The 11,939-nt window shown below is 37.8% G+C and carries 14 protein-coding genes; 11 read left to right on the top strand and 3 right to left on the bottom strand.

Annotated features, from left to right (window positions below; all coding sequences use genetic code 11):
* Positions 1 to 169 precede the first annotated feature (169 nt).
* Positions 170 to 619, top strand: a complete 450-nt coding sequence (locus tag ATG70_RS09145; RefSeq protein ID WP_098444010.1) for a DUF2663 family protein — start codon at positions 170 to 172, stop codon at positions 617 to 619.
* A 4-nt stretch (positions 620 to 623) separates the two neighbouring features.
* On the opposite strand, the gene ATG70_RS09140 is transcribed toward ATG70_RS09145, so the two are convergent.
* On the bottom strand, positions 624 to 839 hold the full coding sequence (locus ATG70_RS09140; RefSeq protein WP_098444009.1) for a hypothetical protein: 216 nt from the start codon (positions 837 to 839) through the stop codon (positions 624 to 626).
* A 210-nt stretch (positions 840 to 1,049) separates the two neighbouring features.
* Between ATG70_RS09140 and ATG70_RS09135 the strand changes: the two genes are divergently transcribed.
* The 5 genes from ATG70_RS09135 (at position 1,050) to ATG70_RS09115 (ending at position 4,646) form a co-directional block, all read left to right on the top strand.
* A complete protein-coding gene (locus ATG70_RS09135; RefSeq protein WP_098444008.1) occupies positions 1,050 to 1,685 on the top strand; it encodes a CBS domain-containing protein in 636 nt (211 codons plus the stop codon).
* A 58-nt stretch (positions 1,686 to 1,743) separates the two neighbouring features.
* Positions 1,744 to 2,142, top strand: a complete 399-nt coding sequence (locus ATG70_RS09130; RefSeq protein WP_098444007.1) for a hypothetical protein — start codon at positions 1,744 to 1,746, stop codon at positions 2,140 to 2,142.
* A complete protein-coding gene (locus ATG70_RS09125) occupies positions 2,139 to 2,897 on the top strand; it encodes a metallophosphoesterase (protein WP_098444006.1) in 759 nt (252 codons plus the stop codon). The genes ATG70_RS09130 and ATG70_RS09125 overlap by 4 nt, the downstream gene beginning before the upstream one ends.
* 94 nt (positions 2,898 to 2,991) lie before the next feature.
* Positions 2,992 to 3,915 carry a MerR family transcriptional regulator gene (locus ATG70_RS09120; RefSeq protein WP_098444005.1) on the top strand — a complete coding sequence of 308 codons (924 nt, stop codon included), beginning with the start codon at positions 2,992 to 2,994 and terminating at the stop codon, positions 3,913 to 3,915.
* A gap of 140 nt (positions 3,916 to 4,055) precedes the next feature.
* Entirely contained in the window at positions 4,056 to 4,646 is a 591-nt protein-coding gene (locus ATG70_RS09115) for a genetic competence negative regulator (RefSeq protein ID WP_098444004.1), read from the top strand.
* Between the two features lie 30 nt (positions 4,647 to 4,676).
* Here ATG70_RS09115 and ATG70_RS09110 read toward each other — a convergent pair whose 3' ends face one another.
* The gene (locus ATG70_RS09110; protein WP_098444003.1) at positions 4,677 to 5,390 is read right to left on the bottom strand and encodes a PIG-L deacetylase family protein; all 714 of its coding nucleotides are present in this window, start codon (positions 5,388 to 5,390) and stop codon (positions 4,677 to 4,679) included.
* A gap of 206 nt (positions 5,391 to 5,596) precedes the next feature.
* Here ATG70_RS09110 and ATG70_RS09105 point away from each other — a divergent pair, with 206 nt between their 5' ends.
* The 3 genes from ATG70_RS09105 to ATG70_RS09095 all read left to right on the top strand — a co-directional run bounded on the left by ATG70_RS09105 (position 5,597) and on the right by ATG70_RS09095 (position 9,186).
* Entirely contained in the window at positions 5,597 to 6,511 is a 915-nt protein-coding gene (locus ATG70_RS09105) for a D-alanine--D-alanine ligase family protein (protein WP_098444002.1), read from the top strand.
* Between the two features lie 275 nt (positions 6,512 to 6,786).
* Positions 6,787 to 8,067, top strand: coding sequence for a Glu/Leu/Phe/Val family dehydrogenase (locus tag ATG70_RS09100; RefSeq protein ID WP_098444001.1), 1,281 nt, complete (start codon positions 6,787 to 6,789; stop codon positions 8,065 to 8,067).
* Between the two features lie 120 nt (positions 8,068 to 8,187).
* Entirely contained in the window at positions 8,188 to 9,186 is a 999-nt protein-coding gene (locus tag ATG70_RS09095) for a YpdA family putative bacillithiol disulfide reductase (RefSeq protein ID WP_098444000.1), read from the top strand.
* A gap of 35 nt (positions 9,187 to 9,221) precedes the next feature.
* On the opposite strand, the gene ATG70_RS09090 is transcribed toward ATG70_RS09095, so the two are convergent.
* Positions 9,222 to 10,193, bottom strand: a complete 972-nt coding sequence (locus tag ATG70_RS09090) for an asparaginase (protein ID WP_098443999.1) — start codon at positions 10,191 to 10,193, stop codon at positions 9,222 to 9,224.
* A 125-nt stretch (positions 10,194 to 10,318) separates the two neighbouring features.
* Between ATG70_RS09090 and prsW the strand changes: the two genes are divergently transcribed.
* Positions 10,319 to 11,005 (top strand): glutamic-type intramembrane protease PrsW, encoded by a 687-nt coding sequence (prsW, locus tag ATG70_RS09085; protein WP_098443998.1) that lies wholly within the window; start codon positions 10,319 to 10,321, stop codon positions 11,003 to 11,005.
* 220 nt (positions 11,006 to 11,225) lie between these two features.
* Complete coding sequence (sleB, locus tag ATG70_RS09080; RefSeq protein WP_373560780.1) at positions 11,226 to 11,930, top strand: spore cortex-lytic enzyme; 705 nt, start codon at positions 11,226 to 11,228, stop codon at positions 11,928 to 11,930.
* The last annotated feature ends 9 nt before the right edge of the window (positions 11,931 to 11,939 follow it).

The following is an 11,939-nucleotide window of genomic DNA, read 5'->3' as shown; positions in this document are numbered from 1 at the left end:
TTCTTTCACATTAATTCGAGTACTCGCACTACTGTTTATTGGGATGGTTTCTCTATTCCTGTTGTATTCATATTTTCTGTAAAATCGCTATAGTTTAAATTGATTTATTCCCCCTGTCGTAACAAACCAAGCTCCTGCATAAACTAGATTCAACAAAAGGGGGGATAAAGTGGACGCATTAAAGGAGTGGAACCTTCCACAACCACAGTCGAATGTTACCATCGTTCTGTTGCAAGAATTAGTGGAACGAAAGAATGTTGAAAAGCAGTATAAAGCAAAATCACAGTCTTACGGATATATCCTTGCGTTTTTATTAGTTAGCATGGGGTGTTTTTTTTGGTATGAGCTAGAAAACAGCACATCTTTTTTTGTGAATGACCTTACTTTTAATTCGATTCCTATGCTGCTAATATTGGTTATTAGTAGTATTGTTACTTACTTTCAATTAAGGAAGTTTTCAAAAAAAAACAAGAAAGCTGAGGATGAATATGAGTCCTTAAGACTGGAGATATTAGATCGAAGTGATGAACTATTTGAAGGTCAAAAACAATGGGAAAGTCGTCATGTTGTTTTTAAATATTTAAAAAATCAATACGACATTAATCTTTATTATAAATAAACTGTTACCTTTGCTCAGGACAACCAAAGAATAGGTACTGTTCAATTTGGAAGTTGTTTCCGTTTATGGAAAGTTCATCTTCATCGAACATCTCAATCTTTCCGAAGGCGACAGTATCTTTTAATTTTGGGCAGAAAACTTCGACGGGCATACCCAATCGACGGTTGAAATCCAAGTCTTCATTCCCTAACAGTGATTTGGTTTTAAGTTTATTAATCATTGAGCCATCATCTCCGTTTTGTTGTGTACGTTCCAAGTGAACTTGTTATGATATAATCTTACCTCAAAAAGACTGAATCTTCAAGAAATTAAAAAGCCCAATTTACGGAAGAAAACGATTCAATTCACCATTAATTTTTATTTTAGAAGGATATTATCTCAGAAATGTGGTATTAATTAAGAGTAGTGATCTTACAAAGAGGTGATAGCCATGTACGTACGAAGCGCAATGAAACCAATTCGAGAAACTGTTTATGTGAATGATGACACAAAGTTGGATGAAACACTCAGATTATTAAAGGAACGAGAAATCGATGGTGTACCGGTTATTAATGGAACAAAATACGCTGGAATTGTAACGTTTAATCGTATTTATAAAGCATTTTTCAAAAGTGATATGACAGATAAAGAAAGATTCTTGTCGGAAACTACTGCAGGTGAAATTGCCTACCAAAAAGATGTAACTGTTGATCAAGAAGAAGTGTTTGAGAATACCCTTCTTTTAGCAAAGAATGCTCCTCTCGTAGCAGTCGTCGATCAAAATGAGCATTTTATTGGCATCATTACGCGATCTGATATACTTGATCAATTTCAGAGTGCATTTGGCATGCGCAAGCCGGGCATAAGAATCGCATTTGCTTCTTCAGAGACAGAAGGAAGAATTGCAAGGCTTGCTAAAATCGCAAAAAGTTTTCATGAAAATATTATCTCGTTGTCCACATTCGATGAGTCTAACCAGAATGTCAGGAGAATTGTAATGAAGATTGAAAAAAAGGAAAATATTGATCAATTCATTGCAAAACTTGAACAGAATGGATTTAAAGTTCTTGATATAAAAGAAGTATGAGTGAATAGTACCCATAAAGCCTCCTACTCTTACATACGTTAGAGTGGGGGGTTTTACTATGCCGCTTCTATTGATAAGAATTGTAGCGATTTTTGGTTTGTTGTTTATAGCTGAAAGTAATTTGAATTTTAAAAGCATGACATTTACAGACCTCATGTTAAACAGCGGGCGTTATGGGTTTGGAGCGCTTTGTTTTTTGTTTGGTTTTCTTTTTGTAGCTCGCGTTATTAGAGAGCATGTGGAGGGGTTTCTTGCATTAGGGATCAATAATAAAGCTCACCTCATTACATTGTTGATAGAAGGAAGTTTATTAGTTGTTGTATATTGGGTATTATTTGAAACGAATAAATGGTTGTCACTTGCTTCACTTGTGATGGCATTTAGTTACGGTGTTTTAACTGCTAATATAAGAGCGGCAAGAGAATTGAAACGCTTTCAGAGGAGTAATGATGCATGATTTATTTTGTTGGCCTTGTTTTAATTGGAATAGTGCTACTAATCTACATGTGGATTGAAGCACATCTTAACAGAGTCATTAGGAAAGAGATTGATGTCGAAAATCTACCAGAAAGTTTCGATTCATATCGAATCTTTTTTATTTCGGATACTCATAATCGATATATATCAAACAAAGTATTAGAAAAAGTAAGAAATCAAGTTGACATTATCGTTATTGGTGGAGATGTTATGGAAAAAGGGGTCTCTTTTGAGAAAGTTCGCCATAATTTAAAATCTCTACGGGCTATAGCACCTTGTTACTTTGTATGGGGGAATAATGATTACGAAGAAGACCCCGTCAAACTTGAAAAACTGTTAATGGATGAAGATATTATCATTCTTAAAAATCGAGCAATAAACCTTAAAAATAGTGGCGAGGGAATAAGTTTAATGGGTATTGACGATCTTTCAACAGAAAATGACTCACTAGAGGATGCAGTTAAAGAAGCCACCGAAAAAACAAAAATACTGATCAGCCATAACCCTGATATTAAGCGGAACTGGCCTGACAATAGTGGAATACAACTTATTCTTTCTGGTCACACTCATGGAGGACAAATACGTTTATTTGGGTGGGGAATTCGAGAAAAAGGGGGCATTAAAAAAGTTAAAGGAACGACGGTCGTCATTAGTAATGGGTATGGTACGACAACGCTACCTTTAAGACTGATGGCTCCTGCAGAATCACATGTTTTTATATTAAAAAGGAAATAAATACAAAAAAAGCAGCGATTTGCTTATACAAAGTTTACACAAACATCATTCACCCCTTATACTAGGTGTGATAAGGGCTGTACTAGAGGGGAAGATGACGATGTCTGCAGGTAAGTATAATATAAAAGCGGTCTCGAAGAAATTAGGAATACAACCCGGGACCTTAAGGGCATGGGAAAGGCGTTATAATATTATTTCTCCGATAAGAAATGAGGCAGGTCATCGTCTTTATTCGGAAGAACATATGTCTATCTTAAAATGGCTTGTCCAAAAAACAGAACAAGGTTTTACAATTAGTCAAGCTGTAGAATTGCTTGAAAATGGAAATGATTCAACAGATACAGATAGCATGGGAATTGATATGGAAAGAGATCGAGCTCATATACTTGCTGATGAAATATTAGAAGCGCTACTTGCTTTCGACGAGAATAAAGCTCAGGATTTGTTGAATCAGGCGTTTTCTGTGTTTAGTATTGATAAGGTAGTACATGACATCCTTGCCCAGCTATTAGTTAGGGTAGGAGATCTTTGGGAAAATGAAAAAATTACGATCGCACATGAACATTTTACAAGTGCTTTTCTACGATCAAGAATTGGAATGATATTCCACACCCTTCCTGTTGATGGTTATCTTCCGAAAGTGATGGCGGTTTGCTCGTCAGGAGAATACCATGAACTTGGTTTGTTGATTTTCACTCTTTATTTAAGGAGAAAAGGATTTGAAGTCATTTATCTAGGAGCAAGCATTCCTGAGGATGATATTGAGACGGTTGTGGAAGATACAGATCCGAAAATATTATTTTTATCATGTACGTTAATGGCAAACTTACCAAGATGCCTTGACCTCGTTGATCGCCTTGATCAGCGCTTCTATGATTTAACGATCGGTATAGGTGGCGCTGCTATAGGGCATTTACGCGGTGAAAAGAGACAGGCCTATGACTCCTTTTTCGTTGGTAATAGCAAAGATGAGTGGGATGTTTGGATCAAAGATAAAATTCAAAAGCTGACTACTTAAATGGATAGTTGACATGACTTGTCTAAGCTTCCTTTTACAGTGTAAACTAGAAGAATATCGTCAACCAAGAACCATCTTTGTATTATCACATATAGTATGAATAAAGGATTTGCGGGTGACAGACGGTAGGGGGGAAATAGATGCGTCTTGAACGTTTAGCGTACGATAAAATAAAGATTTTTCTAACTTATGATGATTTAAATGAACGTGGAATTACAAAAGAAGAGCTATGGCAGGACGTACCGAAAGTTCACAGGCTATTTCGTGAGATGATAATGGAAGCTGACGATGAACTTGGCTTTAAAGTCGATGGGCCAATTGCTGTAGAAGTGTTCTCACTTCCTGCTCAAGGAATGGTTGTCATTGTTACGAAGGGTTCGGCAGAAAGTGATTTTGAAGATGACTATAATGACGAATACATTGAAATGCAAGTTACGCTCGATGAAAGCGATGAAGTATTTTATGAATTTCGATCTTTTGAGGACGTGATTGGTCTTTCTAAAAGATTAATCAACGTAGGAATTTTAGGTGGTACTCTTTATTCCTTCCAGTCTCAATTTTATCTTAAATTTGATGAAGAGGAATTTGCTGAGTATGAATTAGATTCTTTAGTTGCGTTACTTGCTGAATTCGGAAATCCTTCAACGATTACAAGCTATCGGGTAATGGAATATGGGAAGCAAATTATGCAATCAACAGCGATTGAACAGCTAAATCATTATTTTAACTAACAAAACCTCCCATTTGGGAGGTTTTGTTAGTTAAGCAAGGATAGAACCACACGTATAGCTTGGGTTATTCCATGCTTTAATGAAATATTCTTTATTGTTAAATTTCATAAATCCATTTTCATTATAAATCGTCGGAAAAACTCGTTCAACGGACAAATGCTGTGTACGATGAGCCAATAGTGCTTTTCTAACTGGATCTAAATCCTCGTTTGAAAAGGATTTGATCAAAGTGATTGAGTCATCTGGATCTGCATAAGCTGGATTTCCTGTTTCATCAGCTAATGATTGAGGGAAAGTAGCGTAATACAGCTCTTTTACGACGTTTGTTTCTTTTACAGCTTGAAGCGTTGCGAGCTGAATCGCTTTATGGTCTGGGTGACCTGATAAACCATGTGGCGGGAATGTAATGACGACATCAGGTTGAACGGCTTCAATTCGTTTTAACACATCATTCTTCAGCTCATCATCAGGAAGCTTATTTAATTTCCCGTCTTGATAATCACCAATATGGAGTTCATCAATCCCAAGTAGCTTAGAAGCTTCTTCTAGTTCTTTTTTTCGAACTTCAGCTAGCTCATCTACTTGACAAAGAGGTGGTTCTCCACATTTGCCTGCATCACCAGGTGTGGCACTGTATAAAATGGTTTTTGTATCTTTTGCTTTAGCTAATTCGGTTAGCGTCCCCCCACAAGTAAAGCTTTCATCGTCAGGGTGAGCAAATATAAACATAAATGTACGAGACATAAGGACATTTCCTTTCATATATATAAGATTATGGCAAGTATACAAAAGATCATCATCCTTTTTCCAATAATAATACTTAATGATGGTCACTCAGGATAACATAGCTGTCGAAAAACATGGTATGATGAGAGAAGTTTTGTTAAGTTCCACTCGATTAACAATCGAATATAATGACATACATAAATGTAGCCCAGGAGGTATAGCTTATGAAAGTTGGAGTACTTTATGGAGGAACTTCTGCTGAAAGAGAAGTTTCGCTATCTAGCGGTAAAGGGATCATGAAAGCTTTAAAAGAAAACGGTCATGAAGTAATCGGTATAGACTTTCATCCAGAACGATTATCAGAAGTGATGGAACTTGAGGTTGATATTATTTTTATCGGCCTTCACGGTAAGTATGGAGAAGATGGAAGGATTCAAGGACTCCTTGATATGCTGCAAATCCCATATGTGGGATCGGGAGTTCTAGGATCAGCAGTTGCAATGGATAAGGCTAAAAGCAAAAAAGTATTAAAAGATTCTGGGATACGCTTAGCACAGGATCTTGTTCTCCATAAGTTGGACGATCATCATTCACTCAATTTACCATTTGGTTATCCAGTAGTGGTAAAGCCAAACAGCGAGGGATCGACAATTGGATTAACCATTGCTAAATCGGAAGAGGAGCTTCAAAAAGGGATTGAAGAAGCGTTTCGATTTGATGATACGGTCATTCTAGAAGAGTTTATTTCTGGGACTGAAGTAACAGTTGCTGTGATGGGATCAAAGGGAGAAGTAAAACCACTTCCCGTTGTGGAAATTGTTCCAAAGAACGCTTACTACGACTATGAATCGAAATACGCAGAAGGTGGAAGTGAACACATCGTTCCAGCTCGTATTTCTGAATCCTATACAGAACTAATTCAAAAACAATCTGTTGTTGCACACGAATTACTTGGATGCGATACGTACTCACGTGTAGATTATATCGTACCTAAAGATGGATCTGAACCAGTATTTCTTGAAGTAAACACGCTACCCGGAATGACTCCAACTAGTTTATTCCCAGATGCAGCGAAAGAAATTGGTTACTCTTATGAACAAATGATTGAGAACTTAATTCAGTTAGGCTTAAAGAAATAGCTATGCGAGACCTCACACAAGTGGGGTCTTACTTTTAATTGCTAAAGACTGCCAACCTTTATCGTAAGCGTTTTCAACAGTGTGGAACAATTTGCATAAATGTGGCATGAATGCCTTCTCATAGCTTACTTAAACGTGTATACTATGTTTTGAAAGCAGAGCAATAGAACATTCTATAAACAACATAAGACGTTTTAAAATTAAATTGGAATAGGTTAGATTTCTAAGCTAAATGAAAACAGCAGAGTAAGTGCACAGTAATGGGAGGTATAGCAATGGTCGACAAAAACGAAACAGACAACGGACAAGGAAACAATAAGAAACGGAACGTATTAGAGTCGACGCAATCGGTCATTCACGAAGCGCTGGACAAACTAGGCTATCCGAGTGAAGTGTATGAATTATTGAAAGAACCAATGAGATTAATGACGGTTCGGATTCCAATTCGGATGGATGATGGCTCTATTAAAATATTTACCGGGTATCGTGCTCAGCACAATGATTCTGTCGGACCTACTAAAGGTGGCGTTCGTTTCCATCCAGATGTGACTGAAACTGAAGTAAAGGCACTTTCAGTCTGGATGAGTTTAAAAGCAGGAATTGTAGATCTTCCATATGGTGGCGGTAAGGGGGGCATTATCTGTGATCCGAGAGAAATGTCTTTCAGAGAATTAGAGCGTTTGAGCCGTGGTTATGTAAGGGCGATTAGTCAAATAGTTGGACCAACAAAAGATATCCCTGCCCCAGATGTTTTTACAAATTCTCAAATTATGGCATGGATGATGGATGAGTATAGTCGCATAAGAGAATTTGATTCCCCTGGATTTATTACTGGTAAGCCATTAGTACTAGGCGGATCTCACGGTCGTGAATCTGCAACTGCAAAAGGTGTTACAATTTGTATTCGTGAAGCTGCTAAGAAAAAAGATATCAAAATAGAAGGTGCACGAGTAGTGATTCAGGGATTTGGAAATGCAGGTAGCTTTCTTGCGAAGTTTATGCACGATGCTGGAGCGAAAATTGTTGGTATATCAGATGCGTATGGCGCCTTACATGATCCTGAAGGCCTGGATATCGACTACTTACTCGACCGTCGTGATAGCTTTGGTACAGTAACGAAGCTTTTTAAAGAGACAATCAGTAACCAAGAACTACTTGAACTTGATTGTGATATTCTTGTTCCGGCAGCAATTGAAAATCAAATTACTGAAGACAACGCTCACCAAATTAAAGCGAGCATTGTTGTTGAAGCGGCAAATGGACCAACTACAATTGAGGCAACAAAGATTTTAACAGATAGAGGCATTCTATTAGTTCCAGACGTGTTGGCTAGTTCTGGCGGCGTAACCGTTTCTTATTTCGAATGGGTTCAAAATAATCAAGGTTATTATTGGACAGAAGAAGAAGTGGAAGCAAAGCTTGAAAAGGTAATGGTTAACGCATTTAATTCGATCTATCGAACGGCAGAAACGCGCCGAGTTGATATGAGGCTTTCCGCTTATATGGTTGGCGTGCGAAAAATGGCTGAAGCTTCTCGTTTTAGAGGATGGATATAAATAGTTGCCTTTCGGAATAAAATTCCCTATCATTCAGGTAGGGAATTTTTTTATTGTACTGAGTAGAATAATAATAAAGAAATGGTCTAATTCTTATGGAGTGGTTCGGGAGTGAGAGAAATGAGAGAAGAACAGATCGTCATTATTGGTGCAGGACCTTGTGGCATGTCTGCAGCTATAGAATTAATGAATAAAGGATATGACCCTTTAATTATTGAAAAAGGAAATATCGTTAACGCCATTTATCATTATCCCACGCACCAAACTTTTTTTAGTTCAAGTGAGAAACTTGAAATAGGAGAAGTACCTTTTATTATTGAAGAACGTAAACCGAAGCGAAACCAGGCTCTGGCTTATTATCGAGACGTGGCTAAGCGAAAAGAGTTAAGAATTCATTCCTTCGAAAAAGCAAACGTCATTACAAAGGAAAATGATGACGCCTTTATCATCGAAACTGAAAAAGTACATGAATCTAAAAAAATCACCTATCGTGCTGAGCATTTAATAATCGCTACTGGTTATTATGATAGTCCAAATTATATGGACATCAAAGGGGAAAATCTTGATAAAGTACTGCATTATTTTAAAGAGCCACACCCCTATTTTGATCAGGACGTTGCGGTCATCGGTGGGAAAAACTCTGCAGTAGATGCAGCATTAGAACTTGAAAAAGCGGGAGCGCGAGTAACGATTCTTTATAGAGGCGCAGAATACTCTAAAAGTGTTAAACCGTGGATTTTGCCTGAATTTGAAGCTCTCGTTAGAAACAATAAAGTTTCAATGGAGTTTAATGCCTCTTTAGTTGAAGTAAGAGAAAAAGAAATTGTATATGATGTGATGGGAGAATACAAAACTATACCAAATGATTTTGTGTTTGCCATGACAGGCTATCATCCTGATCATTCATTCCTTACCAAGATCGGGATCCAGATTGATCAACAAAGTGGTCGTCCTACCTTTAATAAGGAAACGATGGAGACAAATGTAGAAAATTGCTACATTGCAGGTGTAATTGCAGCTGGGAACAATGCAAATGAAATTTTCATTGAAAATGGAAGGTTACACGGTGCGATGATTGCAAATTCAGTAATTAAGAAAGCAAAAAAACCTACCAATTAAGGTAGGTTTTTTGTATATGAAACGTAAGGGCGAGTTTATCTTAGGAAGAAGCTATGCAATTCCTTTGGATCCCCAGTTGCTTCAAGTGTAACTAGCAATTTTAAGCGGGCTTTTTGTCCATTCAAGCCGTTTGAGAAGATGACGCCTTGTTCCTTCAAATGCTTCCCGCCGCCCGTATATCCATATACATCTTGAACGATGCCGTTAAAACAGCGAGAAACCATGACGATTGCGATTCCTTTTGCTCTTAGATGATTAATCCCATCCATCATCTCAGGAGGTAAATTGCCCTGTCCGAGAGCCTCTATCACAATACCGTCAATGCCAAGTTCAGCAGCAGCAATTAGTAATTTCGAATCCATTCCGGCATAAGCCTTTAAAAGCATAACTTTTTTCGTTAATCCGGATATGTGATAACGGTCCCTCATCGTTAACGTGTGGTGAAAGAACACTCTTTGCTTCGTTACGATTCCAATTGGTCCATACTGAGGGCTTTGGAAAGTAGATACATTGCTCGTGTGGGTTTTTGTTACGTTTTTTGCAGTATGTATTTCATCGTTTAAGACAACTAAAACGCCTTTCCCCTTCGCTTCGTGACAGGATGCTACTTTTATTGAAGAAAGTAAGTTATAAGGTCCATCAGAGCCAAGCTCGTTACTTGATCGCATTGCGCCTGTTACGACGACAGGAAGATCTGTCTGAAGCACGAGATCTAACAGATAAGCTGTTTCTTCCAGTGTATCGGTGCCATGGGTAATGACCACGCCTCGAATAGGCTCTTCCTTTATTCTTGTTTCAATTCTCTCTGCAATAGCAAACATCGTTTCTGGCGTCATGTGAGGTGAGGGGATGTTGATATAATCATCAATTAAAACATCATCTCCTGTTAACAATTGGTTAAGCGTTGCGTTTAACGGATTTTCTTTCCCAGGATTAACAGCACCAGAATCCTTATTTTCCTCCATTGCAATGGTACCTCCGGTATGGATAATCAATAATTTACTCATAGCGTCACCTCATTATTTTCCTAATTAATGTTTCCTTAAATAAAGTAACATGATACGATTATAAAAGTATAGGTAAGAGTGAATCTTCTTTTAAAAGAGGTATGGGATAGAAATGGGGAAAGCCTATGTTAGCAGCCATAACTGCTGGAATAGCACCAGGCATTGCGCTTCTTTGTTTTTTTTATCTTAAACAGCATCAGTATGAATCTGAGCCAATTGGCCCAGTTGTTAGAAGTTTTGTATTTGGGGCCATGCTTGTGTTTCCAGTTATGGTGATCCAGCACGGATTTGAAGTGGAGAATTTTTTACAGTCACCATTCAGTCAGTCATTTTTAATGTCGGGGTTGTTGGAAGAATTTTTAAAGTGGTTTATATTTTATTTTACCGTTTATATCCATATAGAATTTAGTGATTTTTATGATGGGATTGTCTATGGCGTTGCAATTTCACTAGGGTTTGCCTCCGTTGAGAATGTATTTTACCTTTTTGCCTATGGCATTCAGGAAGCATGGTGGAGGGCTCTTTTGCCAGTATCAAGTCACGCCTTATTTGGCTTAATGATGGGTTCTTATTTAGGTAGAGGGAAATTTTCGTTGCAGAATAAGATTGGAAAATGGATTGCCCTTTCTTTATTCATACCGTTTATCTTTCATGGTACGTATAATTTTTTGGTTCTTCAGGTAAACAGTAATACCATCTATTTAATGATCCCCTTTATGCTGATCCTGTGGTTTATTGGATTAAGAAAAATAAAAGCCGCAGATCTCAATCAGGCAGAATTAATGCAAACGAAAGAAAATATGCCAATCTAACGAAGGTGCCCACTGGGCATCTTTTTTTTGTATCAAATCCAAAGCGAGAAAGGCAACTAACAAAAATCCTTAGTCATTCGTTTCATTTGTATAAAATACCTATCGTTACAAAAACTACACGTGTGAAATCAGAATGATCAGGGAGGTTCACAGCATGAGAAAGGCATTTAATTTTCTGAAAATCCCTTTGGTAATCGGATTAATTTGTGCACCGCTTATCATGGTTTTAGATGATGACAATGAAGCAGGTGCATTTTCAAACCAAATTATTCAAAAGGGCGCGACAGGAACAGACGTTATTGAACTTCAAGCACGTTTGAAGCATATTGGCTTTTATACAGGTAAAGTTGATGGGGTTTTTGGTTGGGGAACGTATTGGGCAGTTAGAAACTATCAATACGAATTTGGAATGGATGTTGATGGGCTTGTTGGACCAGAGATGAAGGCCAAGTTAAATAAAACCACAAAATATGACCCTGGACAGGGGGGCAAAAGTCCTAAAGCATCAGAAGCGAACCAAAGTAAGCCAAAAGACTCGAATGTACAGGCGAAGAATGTGCCTTCAGGATATTCCCAGAATGATATTAAGCTTCTTGCAAATGCAGTTTATGGAGAAGCGCGCGGAGAACCATATGAAGGCCAAGTTGCGGTTGCTGCAGTCATCTTAAACCGCGTCCAAAGCGCATCATTTCCAAACACTGTATCGGGCGTTATTTTTGAACCGCGTGCTTTTACAGCAGTTTCAGATGGACAAATTTGGTTAACGCCGAATGAAAAGGCAAAAGAAGCTGTTATCGATGCGATAAACGGCTGGGATCCAACGGGAGAAGCGCTTTATTATTTTAATCCGAATACAGCTACGTCTGGATGGATATGGACAAGACCGCAAATCAAACAAATTGGGAAACATATATTCTGTGAATAATGGAGGTGG

This window comes from Bacillus sp. es.036, assembly GCF_002563635.1.
Taxonomy (GTDB): Bacteria; Bacillota; Bacilli; order Bacillales; family Guptibacillaceae; genus Guptibacillus.
The sequence above is the reverse complement of the archived record's forward strand: the minus strand, read 5'-3'. Positions and strand labels throughout refer to the sequence as shown.